Consider the following 19,323-nt stretch of genomic DNA (forward strand, 5'->3'; position numbering starts at 1 on the left):
GGGTAGGGTTGTCACTCAGATTTCGTGAGGGTTGGATTTTCACCAACATGGTATCCAAGTTGTCAGGGTGAGGTTACCCTGCGGTTAATCCTCCGATATTCTCGGTTTCTAACCAACGAATCGCACTGGCATGTTCTTCACGTTGCCTACTTATTTTGAGGTGTGTCCTGCCTAGTCTATTAATGGCTTTCTTTCGGTTAGCAGAGCCTTTCTTTTTTCGAGAAACCCGACGCTGATAAAACCTTAAACGTTTCTCACCTTTTCGGTAAAATCTAGGATTAGGCTCGGAATGTCCATCAGAGTCTGTATAAAATTCTTTTAGTCCGACGTCTAGGCCAACAGTAAAACCAGTAGCTTCTAATTGCTCATAATTGTCTACTTTGACACAAAACTGGACATAGTACCCATCGGCTCTTTGAACAATCCGAACTCGCTTAATTAGCTTCTGGTCGAAACACCACAAGTCCCAGGTACCTTTGAGCTTGACTTGCCCAATGCCTTTCTTGTCGGTAAATTTTATGAACTTCTTATCTGGGGATAACTTCCATCCAGATTGCTTATACTCGACTGACCTAGAATGTTTCTTAAAGCGAGGATAACCCTTCTTCCCAGGGACTTGATTCTTGCAGTTATCAAAGAAACGTTTGATAGCACGTTCTACGTTCTCAACAGAGGCTTGACAAGCATGACTATTGAGGTCTTTAACAAACTTGAATTCATCTCTTAATTGAGTGTTATAGCGATAGAGTTCTTTCTTTCGGGTCCCACGATTGTCCATCCAGTACCGAAGTACCTTGTTGCGGACAAAACGAGCCGTTCTAATAGCTTCATTTATTGCTAACTTTTGAGGCTCTTTGAGAACAGCCTTGAACTCCATAACCAACACTTAAAATCACCTCCTTGGTATTGATATATTGCTTTCTATTATAGTCGATATTCTAGCACAAAAGTTCCTGGGTGGTTAGGGAATAAATTCCCTGCGGGCTAACCCCATGGATAGAATCCAGGGGCTTGCGCCCTTAGATTTTTCGGTCAAAAAAGGCGATGTTTATACAGAAACCACAGCTCGACAAATGGCTGCTGGTGCTTTGAAAAATAGTCGAGCGATGGTCTCTATTGCAGTTACCGGACACGCCGGACCGGTTGACAAAGATGAATTGGAAGACCTCGGTGTTGTTAACGCAGCAGTTTCTATTCGCACCACCTCTGAGAGCCAAGACAGTGACATCCAAGAACAGCCCATTGTCTTCAATACCAGGCACCGGCGCATGGCACTTTGCGATGGTGATGGATTGCCTATGACGGAAGTTGTGTGCCAACAATATCGTTCCGAAGCTGAGGCCGACCCTAATGGCTATGTATCTGCTCCAATCTTGTCCATGACGCGGAAATTGATTCGGCAAAATGTGGTGATTGACGCTCTGGAACTGGCGACACAACACCTCCAAAATTTTGTCTGTACCAGCGACGGCGATAATGTGACTTGTAAAACTCTCGACTCCATGTGTCAAGAACCCTATGATGGCCGTTACATCAGATACGGTGAACCAACTTGGGTGATCGAGGAGCACAGCGAGCGTTGTCGAGTGGGTATGGTAAAGAGAAGACGGAAAAGGTAACAGGAAAGACGGAGCAGGAGGGAGTAGGGAACAGGGAACAAAAATTATTACAATTGATTCAGGTAACCTTATTCCCAGATCCGCTGTTTCCTGTTCCCAACTTCAGCAAAGAAGTCTCTGACCTATGCACGTATTTATCCAAACACTAGGTTCCCGTGGCGATGTCCAGCCCTATGTGGCATTAGGCAAAGGTTTAAAAGCAGCAGGACATAGGGTCACAGTCTGTACTAGTGCCAGTTTTGAATTATTCATCAGGGAGCATGGCTTAACTTATGGCTATATGACCGATGAGATGATGAAGCTGATCAATTCAGATCAAGGTCGGGATGCCATGGAAAATACGACCAACCTCTGGGAAACCATCAAACTCACTCGTAAGTTATCTAAACAAGTTGCTCCCATGCAACGGATGATGCTTAAGGATACTTGGAATTCCGCACAACAAGCCAACCCTGATCTGATCATCTTCCACCCCAAAACCTATGGGGGCCCTCATTTTGCGGAAAAATTGGGCATTCCCGTGATCATGGCGGTTCCCTTGCCGATGCTGGTGCCTACCGCTGAATTTCCTAACATGGGCTTCCCGAAATGGCCTTTAGGGGGCTGGTATAACAAACTGACCTATCACTTCGTTAATCGATTAATGGAGTTTTCAGCAGGCAAACCTGTTAAAGAGTGGCGAGCTAACCATGATTTGCCACCCCAACCCGGCAATTTTAATATTCTGCGTACCACGACGGGTGAACAGATTCCGGTTTTATATTGTTATAGTAAGTTTGTCTCCGATCAAGCTACGGACTGGCCTGAGAGTGTGGTAGCAACCGGCTACTGGTTTCTAGACCAACAAGATACATGGCAACCACCGGCTGAGTTACAGGATTTCCTTGATGCTGGTAATCCTCCGGTTTATGTGGGTTTTGGCAGTATGGCTGGACGAGATCCCCAGCGGCTGACGGAAATTGTGATTGAAGGGTTACAGCAAGCCAATGTGCGGGGGATTATTGCTACCGGTTGGGGTGGCTTGGTTGTAGATGACTTGCCCGACAGCATTTTAAAAATTGACAGCGCTCCCCACGATTGGCTTTTCCCCCGTATGGCGGCAGTGGTGCATCATGGTGGGGCTGGCACAACCGCTGCTGGCTTACGGGCAGGTCGTCCGACTATCATTTGTCCCTTTTTTGGGGACCAACCCTTTTGGGGCGAGCGTGTTCATGCCCTTGGTGTGGGCAGTAAACCGATTCCCCAGAAGACGTTGACTGCCGAGAAGCTGGCTACTGCTATCCGCGAAGTGACGACAAACCAGACCATTCGGCAAAATGCTGAAGCGTTGGGGAAACAAATCCGCGATGAAGATGGCATTGCTAATGCGATCGCTATGATTGAATCTCAATTTGGTTAGGATTTTAGGGAGTCGGGAGTCGGGAGTCGGTAATCGGGAGTCGGGAGTCGGGAGTCGGACAAAAATTATTTGTACCTTATAACTATAATAACTGCTATAAACTTGGATAAGTTCTATCAATCAGGTTAATACTAATGCAACTAGAAGATTACTTTGATTTTTTAGCACCCGATGATATTCGGATTAAAGGAACACGCATTGGGATAGAACATATTCTCTATCAATATATCCATCGTGCCCAGACACCAGAAGCGATTGCCGAACGCTATAGGACGGTAACACTAGAACAGGTTTATGCCACAATTTTATACTATTTACACAACCAAGTTTCCGTGAGTGCCTATATTGCTGACTGGTTGGCGTGGAGTCATCAAATGCGCGAGCAACAGCGTAAAAATCCTCCTCCTTTTATTGAAAAACTCCGAAAGTTTAAAGCTGAAAAAGAGGCTGCCTATCAAAACCAGACTAAAGCAGTAGAGGCTAGTTAATGACAATTAACTATCTACTGGATGAACATATTCCGTTAAGTTATCGCACACAGATGTTGCGACGCTATCCTCAATTAAAAGTCTGGGCGATTGGCGACCCGAATACACCACCCAAAGGTACTTCTGACCCAGATATTCTCAGATGGTGTGAGGATAATGGCTTTATTCTTGTCACTAATAACCGTAAAACTATGCCTGTTCATTTAAAAGACCATCTGGCAGCAGGTCTTCATGTGCCAGGGATATTCATCATCAATGAGGACATGAGTATGGGTCAAATTATGGAGGAATTAATAATTATTGCTGAAGCCTCAATAGAGGATGAATATAAAGACCAAATTAGTTTTATGCCTCTACTTTAAATTTAAAATTTTATAACACTCATGTTATCAAACTTCTTCCCTGCTCCCTACTCCCTACTCCCTACTCCCTAATCCCTAATCCCTACTCCCTGTTCCCTGTTCCCAGATCCGCTGTTCCCTACTCCCTACTCCCTACTCCCTACTTCCTAACAATTACCTTACCTATGACACAAGAACTTATAGACCTCAAAACTAGCATTGTAGAAGGACGATACGCAGATGCTTTAGCAATTGTCGATGAATTAGAAGGGATGAGTAAACAGGCAATTTTGCGTAATATTGATTCGTTCCTAGTCAGGCTATTTATCCACTTAATTAAAAATCAAGTAGAGCAGCGTTTAACCAATTCTTGGGCAGCTTCAATTGCTAGTTCAATTCTGGAAATTAAAAAGCTTAATCTTAAAGATAATAAGACATCCTATTATATTAAACCTGATCAATGGCAGCCCAGATTAGAGGAAGCAATAGAAGCAGCGATCGCTCCTGCTAGTCTGGAAGTTTTCAATGGAGAGTTAAGGCGGTCTCAACTTTCCCAGAGGCTGGATAAACCACAGCTGATTTTGACTGCAAATAGTTTACTTAGTCTGACTTACCGCTATTCAGCTAAAGAACTGCCAGCAGTTTTAGATGATTATTTAACTGGATCTAACGTATTTGTTCTGCTAAATAAAGAGTCTGTAAGAGGGAACAGCGGATCTGGGAACAGGGAATAGTGGGAAGAGGCCGCATTCAGAACATTTTGTTAGTTAAATATCATAATGTTACTTGTACAGCATTAATTTTAGTAGATGTAGGGTGGGCAGTGCTTACCTTTACGATAGTCAGCTTTTCAATTGGTCTGATGCACTGCCCACAATAAAATTAATGTTATAGCGTTTATTCCATGTATGAGGTACACTGCTCAACCTCAAAGTCCCCCTTTTTAAGGGGGATTTAGGGGGATCCCTTTGTAGCTTATGAGTCCTAGAAACGCTATATGTAAGCATTCAGCTCTGAGGGGGTGACAAGCAAGCCAGAAGCCTGATGGATTGGCAATTAGAGCGACTTGTGGTAAAAAAAGAATGGTCTAGATTGTCAACAAGACCAATAAGATTGAAAATGTTACCTCAATTTTATCAGACTCACCTTCAAAGTAGATGAAAATCTGCTCAATGTGTAACAGTTGAGTTGTTGATTGGGCTACTACAATTTCATAAAGAAGTTAGAATTGAGAGATTAGCTGCCCTATTTCCACAACCGATATTATTTGAAAGTCGCCGCCGCTATTTACAAAGATTTTTGCTCCTGCCTCAGTTGAGTGTAGCGTTGCTCTGGTTTCCGATTATTGAACATTTAATTGAAACCTATTTTGGGAAATCATCACGCCTATTTGTGACCTTGGATAGAACTCAGTGGAAACACTACAATTTATTTGTTGTAAGTGTAATCTGGTCAAAAAGAGCCTGGCCTATTTATTGGATTTTTTTAGAGAAGCGTGGGTGCAGTAACTTGTCCGAACAACAAGCTTTACTTCGTCCTGTTATCAAAATGTTAAAGGATTACAATTTTGTAGTATTAGGAGACAGAGAATTTCACAGTGTTGAACTCGCTACATGGCTACAGACAATGGGTGTAGCTTTTGCTTTGCGTCAAAAAGCTAATACTTATATTCAGGAGGAAGGGAAAAATTTTCAACAATTAAGTACCCTAGAATTATCTCCTGGAATGAAAAAATTTATAACAGGAGTTAAAGTCACAAAAAGTAAGGGGTTTGGCCCTCTAACCCTCGCTTGTTACTGGAAACGCAAATACAAAAATAGAAACTTAGATGAACCTTGGTATATTTTAACTAATCTGGAAAGTTTGAAAGAAACTCTTACTGCTTATAAAGCTCGAAGTGGAATTGAAGCGATGTTTAAAGATTGTAAAAGTGGGGGTTACAACTTAGAAGGGTCGAAAGCTTCAATTGAGCGTCTTAATAGGTTGGTCTTGTTAATAGCTATAGCCTATACAAGTTCGGGATTACAAGGGAATAAAATTAAACAGTTGGGACAACAAAAATATATTAATCGCCTACAAGAAGCCAGCCGTTACCAACGACGACACAGTAATTTCTGGATTGGTCAGTATGGACTCTTGTGGACGGTTGGAATGGAGTTTTGGTCAGATCTTGCTGAACAATTAATGAGAACTAAATCCAATAAACTGCCTTTTTTTCAGAGGGGTCAAAGAGCTATGACTCTTATCCAGTATACCTTATAGCTTTCTTGTCACCCCGTAAGCATTCAGCTATAAGCAGTTAGCCATCACCTAATCAACGGGAGATAGTAAACAAGCTGGTGGATGCTGATACGACTGGTTGGAAATCCCTGCTCGTTTTACTAATCCGACCCCATGCAGTTAAAGCGCCTGATAACTGATAACTGATAGCTGATAGCTGACGGCTGAATACTTACAATTTTATAGTTAATTGACTTATATAACTTTGTAGATAATTGCTCCAGTATCGGGGTGATTATCTACCATTATTAGCTCTTGCTTACACATAGTATTAAGCATCTCTTTGATCTCTTCAACTGGCTTTCCTGTAGCAAGTACGCAATCAGCTACAGATATATTACCACCATTATCCTTTGCGACTTGAAGGATAAGTTGGGTGTCATTCTTGACCTTTTGGTTATCGGCACTTGGAGCAATTACATCTGCGACGTTGACAACAACCTGCGGAGTGACCTGGTTGTTTGGTTGTGCGCCGCCATAGAGCATCCTATACTTAAGATTTTTCTCTTCAACCATTCCTGGTATCATAGCTAAATCTACAAGTTGCCCAAATCCAAAAAAACCAAATGTAAATAACCAGATGGTTCCACTAACGTACTTACCAGTGTAAAAACGGTGGACGCCGAAAAAACCTAATAAACAGGTAAGCCATAAAAGGTAAGCTATTTCAGTTTTTCTCATGATTGAACTACTCCTTATCTAAATATCTGCTCGTTAATTAGTTCGTAGGGTGCGTTAGGGGCGGGCTTGCCCTCATGTTATCGGTAGCCAGTGTTGGCAGAGCCCGCATAGTTTTTGAGGTTATTAAAATCTGGCTTATTTTTCATAACCTAGTTGTAAATTAAATAGTTTCTATTTTTCTGGAGTAACCGACACATTCCGTAACTCAGTATTGAGAAAACCAGTGTAATAAGAGCTTTTCAAATGATTTATAAATTGGAGGACATCTATCTGTTTGACATCTAGTGAAACTCCCTTAAAAGTAATAATAGCTTCTATTGGTATATCCTTAATTAAGCTATTGTTGACATAACCATAACGGTTATTACTATATGTCCCCAATTCAACTTTTGTGGCTACATATTCTTTCCCTTGGTCAAGTAGTCTACTTCTTCCCTCACGGTGGTTGGAATACAAATGCAATTTAACATTTTCTTTGGTACTTGTGATTAAGATAGCGCAAATTATGGATTGAGTACTTGAATTTACATTGTAGGATTTTTGGCAACTTTTCAATTCATAGATAATACCTGACAGCTCAACTGATTGGGATGAAACTGGAGTCGGTTTAGATTCAGTAATTACTGAAGTTCTCGTAGCTTGCGATATTGTGTCAGGCTTACCAAGATTTTTAAGCGTTTTATTTTCAGTCTTGAGGTCTTCGATTCTTTCGTTTAGTTTATCCTTGTCTGTTTCCAAATCCTTGACTTTATCTTGGAGGTCTTTGACTTGTAGTTTCAGCTCCCTTGATTGTAAAGACTCATCATTAGTTAGTCCTACGAATTCCGGAAATTTAGCCACAATAACTTCTCGGAGTTTATACCCTCCAAAGGCAGATAATGGTGCTGTCAAAATCATTAGGATTAAGGCAAACTTAAAATAGTTTGTCCATTGCCGCATTTTCAATTCTCTATTCATTTGTTTACAAACCTCATCAATATCATTTTCAAGAAGTAGATCGGATAGTCCTAATTCCCTTAAACTATCCTTAACCGTTTCAATGGTGATTCTGCCTTCCAGCTCATTTTTACGTTTGGAAAGCCGTTCTACTAATCCTTGGAATTGTTCTTCGGTTAAGCTATTTTTGATCATTTGCTTTATTGACCTTAACTTGAGATTATTTATAGCTACCTTAAACTATTTATTTTTTGGTATTATCAGAAATCAATAATGGAGTTGCTCAGTTCTTCAGTAATGGTAGATGTCAAGAAAATTAGGGCTTGAGATTGGTAGAGATAATACCAATCAATTCGTTATTGATATCTGATTTACTTTACCAAACCAGTATTACACACAATTCTAACAATTTTAGTTAGTCTAAGTTAAATTCATCAAAGCTTTACATTTATGAGTTTTTATCATAAATACTTTGATAATAGATAATTCCGAACAGCTTATGAGTAAAGGATTTAAGGGATTTTTGTCCTAGTAAGTAGGAAGTATAAAGTAGGGCATGAGCAGTCAATGAAGTGGTCTGAAGCACTACCGAAGCTACATGAAGTAAATTAAGATTAATCTAGTATTTATATTTGAGATGTGAACAAATAATCCCAAGGTTTAGGAAACCTAAAACTCCGCATAGCTAAGAGCAGTAAGGAATACAGAGTTTTTTAGTTTATAAAAACTCACAATCTAGTTTTACAACTCATTTATACAATTAAAAGTAAGTCTAAATACTCATTGCTAAATCAAAATAAATTTGATGAAACTATCAATACAAATAGGGAGAGGTGAGAAGTTAGCTGTAGCGAACGCATCATCACCACCAAGCCCAAATCCTAAAACCAGATAACCAAACAGTGAACTAAGAAAACGCGATGTTCCTTTGGAACCGCTTCGCGTACGCGCTGTTGCTGAATCAAGCTATGAACGAACAATAGAATTAGCTTGTGCTAACGTCAGCTGACCGCTGACCGCTGACCGCTGTTCGCCTAGCGTGCGCTACGCGCATATGCTTACCTGAAATCTTATTGGTAAATTAGACATAGCACTGGTTTCCCAAAGCAAAGAGCCTTATGACTGCTAAAACGATCTCGCGCTACGTTACTCGTAATCCGGAAATTTTGAACGGAGAACCAATCATCATCGGCACTCGGACATCTGTGCGTGCTATTGTTGGTTTATGGCGCTTGGGTATTATGCCAGAAGAAATTCTAAACCATCTAAGTCATTTGACTCTGGCGCAAGTATTTGATGCCTTAAGTTTCTATCTTGACAATCAGGGGGAGATTAATGAATACATTGAGCCAAACCAAGTCCCTGATAAATTAGTGCATCCATCTGTAAAGTCTATCTTAGGTTGATCGTGAACTAAAAAAACGCGATGTTCCTTTGGAACCGCTTCGCCATCGCGCTGTTGCTAAATCAAGCTATTAACTAAAAATAGAATTAGCTGGTGCCAAGGGAGTCAGTACTTAATTTCCTGACTCCCATAACCGCTGACGGCTGATCGCTGACCGCTGACCGCTGATCGCTGACCGCTGACCGCTGACCGCTTAAGCTCTACAACAAACCAATGATGCTAATAGTGAATGTGCTCTTATCAAAATAGTCGCTATTGCCAGGTGCCAGGGCAAAGTCAACTACCGAGCCTTTTTGCACTGTGCTGGATACAGTGAAATCAACCCCAACACCATCCTTGCCATCGATTGCGTCAGACCAGATTTTAGTACCATCAACAAAGATATAGGCAATCACACCATCGCTGGCAGTACGATGGTCTTTCTTGGCGAGGTGACCCTTGAACGTAACTTCCCCTTCAATGTCACTAACCCAGCGACGAACTCCCCACTGCTCAACCTTTTGCCGTCTACCGGTGGTTTTCGGACCGTTGGGATGAGCAATAGTGTTAGATAGCTCAGTCCAGTATTTTCCTTGCTTCACTTTCCAGGAGCCCTTAGTGTATTCCTGCATTTCATGGAAATCAGCACTGGTCAGGGAACCATCGTAGTAGCCATAGAACCAGTTATGCTCTCCTTGAGTATCAGAAAAATCCTCCACTGAATTGGCAATTTCAGTACGCACAGGAACATGGTTAACCTGAAGTTCAAAGGCATCGCTGACGGTTTTGCATAGCTCGTCAGAGGCTGTTACAGTAATTGTGCTTGTGCCAATGTCATCCCTACTAGGAGTACCACTGAAGGTAGTGCCATCGAAATTCAACCAGCTGGGTATGGTTGCACTAAAGCTCAGACTATCTCCATCGCGATCGCTAAATGTTGCTTCCCCAATTGTCAGGGTAAAAGGCTCATTCTCGTTAATGCTTTGAGCGCCAATGGGATTAGCCACCACAGGGGCAGAATTATTTGGGGGTTCATAGACGTAGAGAGATCCACAGGTTTCCCAGCGAACTTCATCGAGACTGGAACGGTCTTTGTTGGTATTTGTGAACCAATCGCCATTAATCTTTAAATAATCCAAATCAGTCAGGACTTGCATTATCTCTAAATTCGTCGCTGCTTCATTGCTGTCGCTTTTTATCCATCCACCCTCTGCATTAAGGGGTATGGTGTAGGGAGTCCATTGGTCTATAGTGGGCGTCGATACATGGTTCTGTAGTTCCAAACCACCACCACTTATGGTTAAACCATTTATTAAACTGTTATTTAAACTATTGATATCCTCGGTAATCTCATCGCTATTTTCCAAATTAACCTCAACAGCAAACCTGAGGTTTCCATTGAAAAAACTGGATTTGTCACCAAGAAACTTCTCGGGAGCAACGTAATCGTAGGGTCCATCACTGACTTGATCATCATTACGAATGTAGCCACCAGTGATAAATCCACAGATTCTAGACTGTTCGGGGTCAAATGCTTGATCATTGACGTCAACAACGCTCCAAGCCTCTGTGCCAGTATCAAAGTGACTGACCGGCTCGATTATGCTTTCAATCGCCTGAGCTGGCTGTGGAATCATGAGCATAGCACCAGACAATAGTGCCGCCCACAGAAAAATACGGATTTTTTTCATCGAAAATTTCGCAGCAGAATACACCACTTACACCCTGAGGGTGAGAGTTAGGACGGAGCTTTCAAGGTGTGAACCCCCTCTTAGCCCACTCAGCCCCTTTCCGCTGCACCTCCAACTAATGGTTTACAAATTAATCCGGTACTACGGTTAAGTAGCCCTGTTGTTTTTTGCTGTAAGTAACTCCATGGTTCCCTTTGCGGAAACCGTAGCTAAAGTATGGTGAAAGGCTATGCAGATATTAAATTTTGCCCAAATTCTAATTTTATAGGAGTTTAGGCTTTTTAGATATTTTTTTTGATTTACAAGCTCGTATATCTTGATAGATAAGGGTTTCAGGAATTATCAATTACCTTTACTGCTTCCCTTATTGATAATATATTTTGTTTATTACCATAAGATGCGCATCTGATCAAATCCTGTTATTTTTGACTTTTGAGTTTTTATAGTGTTTCCTGTAGGAGATGTAAACCTGGGAGGTCTTTTTTTATTGGACAATAAAACTCCGGATCTCTTTCCCCTGTTGCCTTTTGCCTCTAGCATGCATGCCTTTTACAGCAAGAAGTGTGTTTACAACTCAGATACAAACGCTATCTATGAGCTCCCTGGTGAAAAACCAATGGTATTTCTAACATGAACCAATCAACCGAGCGGCTTTATAATCTATTACCTGCTATCTACCGGCAGCGAGATTTTGCCCAAGGGGAACCCCTACGGGCGCTGTTGGCGGTAATGGAAAAGGAACTCCAGATTTATAGAAGCTGATATTGAAGGCTTGTATGACAACTGGTTTATTGAAACCTGTGATTCCTGGGTGATGCCCTATATTGCTGAGTTACTGGGCATCGAAGATTTAAATGATGAAAAGCAGATTATCTTCAGCCAACGTACGCGGATTGCGAATACAATTCGTTACCGTCGCCAAGGAATTTTCACCAGACTTCCAATTCTGATTAATCTGGAACTATTAAATTCTCTCGTTCTAGGTTCATTTTAAGCACCTCAAGTAGCGTGAGGTTTTAGCTGACGGCTGACGGCTGACGGCTGAATGCTGTGGACCTCACTCCTGATCACAATTGCAATACAGTTTTCTGTATATGTGAATTCATAAAAGGTGAATGAATTACCTAGAAATTGACTTTAATCTGTGAAGTATCAGGAACGGTTAGTCAATTGCCAAAGGGAACATGTCACTTTTGAAATTAGGTACATAGATCCCCCCTAACCCCCCTTAAAAAAGGGGGGAATTAGATTCAAAAGTCCCCCTTATTAAGGGGGATAATGGGGGATCTAAATCAGGGATTAACAAAACTGACATGCACCCATTGCCAAATGTCAATTCACCAATTGTAACTGATCACAACTAACTAATTGATTGAATAGGATAGTAAGCATGAAAGCACAAACTCTAGCATCGGCAAACACCTCCGGTTATGTTGCACCTGAACTGTACGATCTAGGCAACATTGATAAAGTGCAGGCCTTTTGTTGTGGAACTCGGTGGGACTTCTTTTTCTGGCGGTCCTTCATACCAAATCCTGTTGCCACACCCAGGGTAAGCGCAAGAAAAAATGGATCATAATGTGCATTGGTTGGATATCGGTTGATCGTGGTTTGAAACCCCTATAATCTCGTAGAACTGTACTCGCAATAGAGTTAAATTGTTGATAATAACCTAGGTTTTTTCTCAATAAGCCACAGCTTATTGATTCTTGCGCTTACCCTGTTCCCACACCCCCTTATCCGCATAGCCATATATTCCTTGCATACAAAGATTTGGTCGATTTTTATAAAGGGGTTTTGACAAACGGATTTGGGATCAGATACTTCCGGTAAGGAGTCCATCAGCTACTAATGTAGAGTATTGAAACCATCAACGATCCTAAATAACAGTAGCTGTTAAGGAATGACACCAAAATAAGTTGAGCAAATTAGTCCCTATATAGCGCTACGCGCAAGTCATAAGGAACGAAGTCAGAAGTCAAAAGTCAGCTATGACTGAGTTTCGGAGTTGAGGAATGTCAAACATCTGAATGCGTAGTGCTCTATATCCGATTATATCCTATCTAGTCCGGATCCGATGCTCAACTTATTAAAGTTTAGTTCCTAAATTGTCAGCAAATAAAGTCGATAGAGTGCTGGAAAAAAACCGATCCGACTACGCTGGGATTTAGCAGCATCAATAATGGCGTCTAAACGTTCGTTCGCGTAGCGTGACCTACGGTCAATCAGGTGATCAATGTCGTTGGCTAACATGTTTAATTATCTGAAGTGTTGAATAGGGAGTCGGGAGTTGGGAGTCGTATAGAGCCGGAGGGAAAACTGTATCGGTTGTTGGGTAGATAATGCGATTGGCCGTAGGCCACGCTACGCGATTGACCGTAGGTCACGCGTAGCGAACGCACTTATAGCAGTCGAAGTAAAGCTTAAGACATCTTCTGCTCCCTGCTTCATTTCAACCCAAAGACTATGTCCTAAAGTATACTTCCCTATGCCACTGGAACCGTACAAGGTGTAACACCTCATACTTTTTCTTGGAAAAAAGGTGATCCAATTATGGAACCAACAGGGGTGTATCCCCTGGAAGATGGACAGTTGGTGATGAGTCGAGAGTGTTGATAAACTCTAACTTTTTCAATAAAATGAAGTACATAATTATGGGTTTTAGGGAACAGGGAACAGGGAACAGGGAACAGGGAACAGGGAACAGGGAACAGGGAAGATAAAAGAGGGAACAGACAAAAGGTAACACGGAAAAAATCTTTTGTACCTCATTAGGCTAACAAGCGTTATAGGAATTTTGAAAGACGTAGAACCCCGATTTTTGGAAAATTCGGGGTTATTCTAGCGTTTCTCATAGTTATGAAGTACACAAGATTTTTTCCCACTCCCTCTCTCCCCGCGCCCGAACAACCCACTCCCTATTCCCTATTCCCTGTTCCCTATTCCCTATTCCCTGTTCCCTATTCCCTATTCCCTGTTCCCTAAAATCCCAAAATTGTGGACCTCACTCCTGATCACAATTGCAATACAGTTTTCTGTATATTTTAATTCATAAAAGGTGAATGAATTACCTAGAAATTGACTTTAATCTGTGAAGTATCAGGAACGGTTAGTCAATTGCAAAAGGGAGCATGTCACTTTTGAAATTAGGTACATATATCCCCCCTAACCCCCCTTAAAAAAGGGGGAAATTAGATTCAAAAGTCCCCCTTATTAAGGGGGATCATGGGGGATCTAAATCAGGGATTAACAAAACTGACATGCACCCATTGCGAAATGTTAATACACTAATTGTAACTGATCACAACTAACTAATTGATTGAATAGGAGAGTAAGCATGAAAGCACAAACTCTAGCATCGACCAATACCTCCGGCTATCGTGCACCTGAACTGTACGATCTAGGCAACTTTGATAAAGTGCAGCGCTATTGGCATGGACGTTGGTGGGACTTCTTTTTCTGGCTGTCCAGGAGATACTTCCGGTAAGGAGTCCATCAGCTACTAATGTAGAGTATTGAAACCATCAACGCTCCTAAATAAAAGTAGCTGTTAAGGAATGACACCAAAATAAGTTGAGCAAATTAGTCCCTATATATCCGATTATATCCTATCTAGTCCGGATCCGATGCTCAACTTATTAAATTTCCGTTCCTAAATTGTGAGCAAATAAATAAGACAGGTAGATTGAGGTGCGACCCTAGGCCGGGTTCCCCGGCCTAGGAGGCGCGCACCTTGAGAGATTGTATCAAACTGCCTGTTTCTCTAAAACCCATGGTAAGCATTCAGTCGTCAGCGGTCAGTTGTCAGCCATTCCTGTAGCCGTGGCCAAGGCCACGCGAACAACAGACTTAACTCAGATTAATTGCAATACAGTTTTCTGTATATTTTAATTCATAAAAGGTGAATGAATTACCTATAAATTGGCTTTAATCTGTGAAGTATCAGGAACGGTTAGTCAATTGCCAAATGTCAATTCACCAATTGTAACTGATCACAACTAACTAATTGATTGAATAGGAGAGTAAGCATGAAAGCACAAACTCTAGCATCGACCAATACCTCCGGCTATATTGCACCTGAACTGTACGATCTAGGCAACTTTGATAAAGTGCAGGCCTTTTGGCGTGGACGTCGGTTCGACTTCTTTTTCTGGCGGCGCTTCTTTTTCTTCCGGTAAGGAGTCCATCAGCTACTAATGTAGAGTATTGAAACCATCAATGCTCCTATATAAAAGTAGCTGTTAAGGAATGACACCAAAATAAGTTGAGCAAATTAGTCCCTATATATCCGATTATATCCTATCTAGTCCGGATAGGAGGCTCAACTTATTAAAGTTTAGTTCCTAAATTGTGAGCAAATAAATAAGACAGGCAGATTGAGGTGCGACCCAAGGCCGGGTTCCCCGGCCTAGGAGGCGCGCACCTTTATAAATTCTCTCAAACTGCCTGTTTCCCTAAAAGATATGACCATATAGCACTACGTATTAAGGTGTTTGACATTAATAAAAGCTGAAAAAGGTGCGCTTTTGCAGTAAACTTTTGCCTCTTGCCTCTTGCCTTTTGCCTTGGGCGTAGCGCTATAAATTTAATCTTCCCTTGGTCAAGTTAATTACTTAGAAATCATCAGGATAAGGGATATGACCAAATTAGCCCTACAGGAACTCGTCCCTACCGTAATTACTGAAACAAACGGACTCTATCGTCTCCAAAAGGATGTAATTTTAGTTCTTCAAGATGGGGTTGCACGAGTATTGGGTCTCAATCGCGGCAGGTTTTATGGACTCGATGCCATCGGTACCAAGATGTTAATGCTTGTCCTTGAGCAAGGTCCAGAAATGGCGGCACGTTGCCTAGCTAGTGACTATGGAGTCCCAGAAGGCCAGGTGCTTGCGGATGTAAACAAGCTTTTGCAGGATTTGGAACGTCAGCAACTACTTGTGTGTCAACTCCCCCAATCCTACCACCCTGTACCACCATCTGGTTTTACCACTTCCCTGCTGCTAACCCTAGCATGGATTAGCATTCGGACTTTAGGTTGGACGAGAACTATCAAGTTATGGCGACGTTGGCAACCTTCCATAGCACCCAATACCCCCCCGGAAAATTGGGAGAAAGCACTGGCAGCAGTTGATGCTGTGGTGCGGTCAGCGGCAGCAAAACACATGTTACTGCCAATGGCGTGCAAAGAGCGAGCCCTTGTGGGTTGGCAAATCCTTAGGACAACTTTCGGTCTGCCAGCAGAACTGGTAATTGGCATCAGTTTGTATCCTTTCGAGGGACATGCTTGGGTAGAGTGTGGCTCAGAGATTGTGACCGATGACCAATTGCACTGCCAGATGTTTACCCCAGTGGCACGGTATAGCTGAACTATTAAGGAGAAAGTGATGAGAGTAGGATTCGATGTTTTTACTGGTTTGGATACTGGTTTGGATGGGGATGTGGAATTTCGGGTATTTCCATCTAACCGAGACCATGTAATGCGATCGCCTTTAGTAACCTTTGCCCGCAATTATCAATCAAGGACTGCCGCTGTACTGATGGGGCACTTGTGTTATCAGGATGAACTTCTCACCAAGTTACCCCAGTCCATAACTCAAAACTGTACATCAGACGCAGCAATTGCCCTAGCAGTGTATGGTCATTTCGGTCGCCAAGGTCTAGAACAATTAGAGGGAGAGTTTTCTCTGGTGGTGTGGGATGGGGAATTACAACGGCTGTTCGCCCTGCGTGACCCCCTTGGTTCCTGGCAGTTATTCTGGCTCAACACAGGAACAAAGCTAGCTCTTAGCACTAGTATCCTACCCCTCCTAGATTTGCTCCCCAATAAGCCCTTCAACCTTGACTTTCTCGCCCAATTTCTGATGTTGCCCTCTCCCGCTCTCGAGCTACCAACTGAGGAAACAGCATTCACGGGCATCAACCGTGTACTTCCTGGCACAATACTGACAATTACTGCTACCGGAAAGGTAGAAACCTACCGTTGGTGGGATTGGGCAGCAAAACAACACCACAACAACAGCCTTACCCTAGAGTCAGCAGGGGAACACTACGCCCATCTGTTGCGGCAAGCCGTTAAACAACGAATGGAGCGAGGGCAAATTGCGGCTCACCTATCCGGGGGTATGGATTCTTCCAGTGTAGTTTGTCTCGCCCGGGATTGGATGTTGTCTGGGGTAGGCAAACCCCAGTTAGACACCCTAACAGCAGTTTACAAACGTCCTAGCTTGGCTGGTGAGCGAGCATACGCCGAGATGGTGCTAGAACAGGGTGGACCGATTGTCCCTCATTTCATCGATGCTGACGACGCCCTGGTCTTTCGCTGGTTCAATGATGACATCCCTTACCATGACGAACCCTATGCAGGTCTATCCCACCTAGCCATGGAAAAGCTTTTAGTGGAAGCTGCCCATAAACTGGGAGCGGATACCATTTTAACCGGTATGGGAGCTGATGAACTGCTGGTAGGAACACGCCTGAGTATGGCGAGTCAGTTGCGCCAAGGTCAATGGTTAGCAGCATTTTCCGAAGCCCAACGCATGGCACAGGCTAATAACCAGAGTATCTGGTCAATCCTTTATCAATTCGGCATTGGGCCTGCTTTGCCGATGCTGATGGTGGGTACTATTGGCACCTGGTGGCGGGGTGGGTTTGGACGCTGGCCCAAGGTCGGAAAATTTGCCATTCCTCCCTGGATATTGCCCGAATTTGCCCAATGTTTCAAAATGCAGACCATTGGCAAACAAAATGCTCAAAGACTATACGGTGGTTCCGCTGAATTATCTGTGGATTTGTGGTCTCTCCAAACCTCCGTAGGTGATTGGTCTCGATGGTATCTGGCAGCACCACAAGGTATGCACAACTCCCATCCTTTTCTTGATTCTCGCGTGCTGAGTTTCTGCCTAGAATTGCCCACAGCCCTCAGAGAAATCCCTGGTATGCCCAAGCCAGTTCTGCAAACAGCTATGCGGGGAATACTGCCAGAACCAATTCGCACCAGACGTGACAAAGCTACATTTAACGATATCTATTGGCTTGGTTTGTCTAAACATTTACCCTGTTTAGAATTCATGGTGCGTAATTCCCCCAGCCAAGAATTAGGCATATTTGATGCCCAGCAACTGATTCACGCTATGCGCCAGGCTGCCGTTGGCATTGGAAATATGGAAGCTATCTATCACATTAACACGACATTGGCACTCATCGCTTGGTTCGACCAAATGATGGCAGCACAGCATCAACCTCTAGAAGCACCAACGGAAGTACACCAGCTACATCGGCAAGTCGAAATCACTTGTTAGTATCATGTTCGGGTGGGTGAGGTACAAATGTTTGATTTTTAGGGAGCAGGGAGTAGGGACTTCGGAGCAGTGAAGTTAATAATATTAAACAACTCCTAATTCCTGCTAGGAGCGGAAGTGAGGGAAGATGTAAACTATCATTTGCACCTCATTAGGATAAAAAATATATCGTAAAGCACTACACATTAAGGTTAGGACATTTATAAAAGCCGCAAAAGCTATATATAACCAGCTATTGCTAGCATGCCTATTGCCTTGCGCGTAGCGCTATCCCAAGAGTCAGCAAAATTACAGCCATGACCACACTAGAAGCTTATAACCTCCAAAAAAACTACCGACAGCGGGGAAAGATCGTTGCAGCAGTACGTGGGCTATCCTTAACCATTGAGCCAGGGGAAGTGCTGGCTTTTCTTGGTTCCAATGGGGCAGGTAAGACGACCTCCATTAAAATGATTGCCGGTTTAATTCGACCTGATCGGGGTTCGGTAAAAATAGCTGGTCGTGATCCCCATCGCCATCCCCAAGCACGGCGGCTGGTGGGTGCGGTTCTTGAAGGTAACCGCAACCTCTACTGGCGTTTGACTCCCGAGGAAAACCTGGAATATTTCGGAGTATTAAGAGGCTTGAGCCAAAAAATCGCCCATCGTCAGGGTTTGGCCTTATTAGACAGATTTGGTCTGTTGTCCAAACGTCACACTCCTGTACAAGGACTATCCCGGGGGATGCAACAGAAATTAGCGATCGCTGTTGCTTTAATTCATCAACCCCGATTACTGCTCCTAGATGAGCCGACTTTAGGGTTAGACGTAGAAGCCAGCCAGCGCGTCAAAACAATAGTTCGAGAAATGGCACAAGCAGGCTGCGCCATTCTACTAACCACCCATCAACTGAATGTGGCCCAAGAAATTGCTGACCGGGTAGCCATTATTCAACAAGGTCAAATCATTGCTCTGGAACCAACTCGCCAGATTATCCAGCGGTTTTCTGGGTCCACCTATGCGATCGCAATCGAAGGCTGCTTAGACCAGGTACGACTCAGCAAACTGGAGGCATTAGGTGGCGTGGTACAAAAGGGAGAAATTATTTACCCTGGCACACCAGAAGGTCTTTATCAAGTATTGCAAATCCTCAATCCTTTGCCTTTGGTGCAAGTCAAAAAGGATGAGGCTGATTTAACAAAAGTATTCTTAAAACTAGTGGGATAGA

The 19,323-nt window shown here is 42.9% G+C and carries 20 protein-coding genes and 1 pseudogene; 14 read left to right on the plus strand and 7 right to left on the minus strand.

The window, feature by feature from the left end; all coding sequences use genetic code 11:
- Positions 1–127: 127 nt before the first annotated feature.
- A pseudogene (locus F6K46_RS23790) lies at positions 128–877 on the minus strand (transposase); the annotation flags it as partial.
- 115 nt (positions 878–992) lie between these two features.
- Between F6K46_RS23790 and F6K46_RS23795 the strand changes: the two are divergent.
- From F6K46_RS23795 to F6K46_RS23820, 6 genes are all read left to right on the plus strand, one after another.
- Positions 993–1,619, plus strand: a complete 627-nt coding sequence (locus tag F6K46_RS23795; RefSeq protein ID WP_293068607.1) for a CinA family protein — start codon at positions 993–995, stop codon at positions 1,617–1,619.
- 124 nt (positions 1,620–1,743) lie between these two features.
- On the plus strand, positions 1,744–3,018 hold the full coding sequence (locus tag F6K46_RS23800; protein ID WP_293068609.1) for a glycosyltransferase: 1,275 nt from the start codon (positions 1,744–1,746) through the stop codon (positions 3,016–3,018).
- 134 nt (positions 3,019–3,152) lie between these two features.
- The gene (locus F6K46_RS23805; protein ID WP_293117415.1) at positions 3,153–3,506 is read left to right on the plus strand and encodes a DUF433 domain-containing protein; all 354 of its coding nucleotides are present in this window, start codon (positions 3,153–3,155) and stop codon (positions 3,504–3,506) included.
- Positions 3,506–3,868, plus strand: coding sequence for a DUF5615 family PIN-like protein (locus F6K46_RS23810; protein ID WP_070391271.1), 363 nt, complete (start codon positions 3,506–3,508; stop codon positions 3,866–3,868). Before F6K46_RS23805 ends, F6K46_RS23810 begins: the two co-directional genes overlap by 1 nt.
- Positions 3,869–4,032: 164 nt before the next feature.
- Positions 4,033–4,581, plus strand: a complete 549-nt coding sequence (locus tag F6K46_RS23815; protein WP_293062039.1) for a DUF29 family protein — start codon at positions 4,033–4,035, stop codon at positions 4,579–4,581.
- Between the two features lie 457 nt (positions 4,582–5,038).
- Positions 5,039–6,109, plus strand: a complete 1,071-nt coding sequence (locus F6K46_RS23820; RefSeq protein ID WP_293117418.1) for an IS4 family transposase — start codon at positions 5,039–5,041, stop codon at positions 6,107–6,109.
- A gap of 213 nt (positions 6,110–6,322) precedes the next feature.
- Here F6K46_RS23820 and F6K46_RS23825 read toward each other — a convergent pair whose 3' ends face one another.
- Both F6K46_RS23825 and F6K46_RS23830 read right to left on the minus strand, forming a co-directional pair.
- A complete protein-coding gene (locus tag F6K46_RS23825) occupies positions 6,323–6,808 on the minus strand; it encodes an NINE protein (RefSeq protein ID WP_293062044.1) in 486 nt (161 codons plus the stop codon).
- 171 nt (positions 6,809–6,979) lie between these two features.
- Positions 6,980–7,939 carry a hypothetical protein gene (locus F6K46_RS23830; protein ID WP_293062045.1) on the minus strand — a complete coding sequence of 320 codons (960 nt, stop codon included), beginning with the start codon at positions 7,937–7,939 and terminating at the stop codon, positions 6,980–6,982.
- 923 nt (positions 7,940–8,862) lie between these two features.
- Here F6K46_RS23830 and F6K46_RS23835 point away from each other — a divergent pair.
- Complete coding sequence (locus F6K46_RS23835; protein ID WP_293062046.1) at positions 8,863–9,150, plus strand: DUF433 domain-containing protein; 288 nt, start codon at positions 8,863–8,865, stop codon at positions 9,148–9,150.
- A 199-nt stretch (positions 9,151–9,349) separates the two neighbouring features.
- On the opposite strand, the gene F6K46_RS23840 is transcribed toward F6K46_RS23835, so the two are convergent.
- Positions 9,350–10,819 carry a putative Ig domain-containing protein gene (locus tag F6K46_RS23840; protein WP_293062048.1) on the minus strand — a complete coding sequence of 490 codons (1,470 nt, stop codon included), beginning with the start codon at positions 10,817–10,819 and terminating at the stop codon, positions 9,350–9,352.
- Between the two features lie 630 nt (positions 10,820–11,449).
- Between F6K46_RS23840 and F6K46_RS23845 the strand changes: the two genes are divergently transcribed.
- Positions 11,450–11,581 (plus strand): hypothetical protein, encoded by a 132-nt coding sequence (locus F6K46_RS23845; protein ID WP_267876476.1) that lies wholly within the window; start codon positions 11,450–11,452, stop codon positions 11,579–11,581.
- A gap of 10 nt (positions 11,582–11,591) precedes the next feature.
- Complete coding sequence (locus F6K46_RS23850; RefSeq protein WP_070391267.1) at positions 11,592–11,813, plus strand: hypothetical protein; 222 nt, start codon at positions 11,592–11,594, stop codon at positions 11,811–11,813.
- A 1,109-nt stretch (positions 11,814–12,922) separates the two neighbouring features.
- Here the strand turns inward: F6K46_RS23850 and F6K46_RS23855 are convergent.
- The 3 genes from F6K46_RS23855 to F6K46_RS23865 form a co-directional block, all read right to left on the minus strand.
- Positions 12,923–13,072 carry a hypothetical protein gene (locus tag F6K46_RS23855; protein WP_293062055.1) on the minus strand — a complete coding sequence of 50 codons (150 nt, stop codon included), beginning with the start codon at positions 13,070–13,072 and terminating at the stop codon, positions 12,923–12,925.
- A gap of 2 nt (positions 13,073–13,074) precedes the next feature.
- Complete coding sequence (locus F6K46_RS23860) at positions 13,075–13,206, minus strand: hypothetical protein (protein WP_293062057.1); 132 nt, start codon at positions 13,204–13,206, stop codon at positions 13,075–13,077.
- 164 nt (positions 13,207–13,370) lie between these two features.
- Positions 13,371–13,568, minus strand: a complete 198-nt coding sequence (locus F6K46_RS23865) for a hypothetical protein (RefSeq protein WP_293062059.1) — start codon at positions 13,566–13,568, stop codon at positions 13,371–13,373.
- 110 nt (positions 13,569–13,678) lie between these two features.
- On the opposite strand from F6K46_RS23865, the gene F6K46_RS23870 reads away from it, so the two are divergent.
- From F6K46_RS23870 to F6K46_RS23890, 5 genes are all read left to right on the plus strand, one after another.
- Complete coding sequence (locus F6K46_RS23870) at positions 13,679–13,804, plus strand: hypothetical protein (RefSeq protein WP_293062061.1); 126 nt, start codon at positions 13,679–13,681, stop codon at positions 13,802–13,804.
- Between the two features lie 1,043 nt (positions 13,805–14,847).
- Complete coding sequence (locus tag F6K46_RS23875; protein WP_293062063.1) at positions 14,848–14,997, plus strand: hypothetical protein; 150 nt, start codon at positions 14,848–14,850, stop codon at positions 14,995–14,997.
- A gap of 459 nt (positions 14,998–15,456) precedes the next feature.
- A complete protein-coding gene (locus F6K46_RS23880) occupies positions 15,457–16,185 on the plus strand; it encodes a lasso peptide biosynthesis B2 protein (protein ID WP_293062065.1) in 729 nt (242 codons plus the stop codon).
- Positions 16,186–16,203: 18 nt separating this feature from the next.
- Positions 16,204–18,117 carry an asparagine synthase-related protein gene (locus F6K46_RS23885; RefSeq protein WP_293062067.1) on the plus strand — a complete coding sequence of 638 codons (1,914 nt, stop codon included), beginning with the start codon at positions 16,204–16,206 and terminating at the stop codon, positions 18,115–18,117.
- A 296-nt stretch (positions 18,118–18,413) separates the two neighbouring features.
- Positions 18,414–19,322, plus strand: a complete 909-nt coding sequence (locus F6K46_RS23890; RefSeq protein WP_293062069.1) for an ABC transporter ATP-binding protein — start codon at positions 18,414–18,416, stop codon at positions 19,320–19,322.
- Position 19,323: the final 1 nt, after the last annotated feature.

The sequence above is a fragment of the Moorena sp. SIO3E8 genome, assembly GCF_010692445.1.
GTDB lineage: Bacteria > Cyanobacteriota > Cyanobacteriia > Cyanobacteriales > Coleofasciculaceae > Moorena > Moorena bouillonii.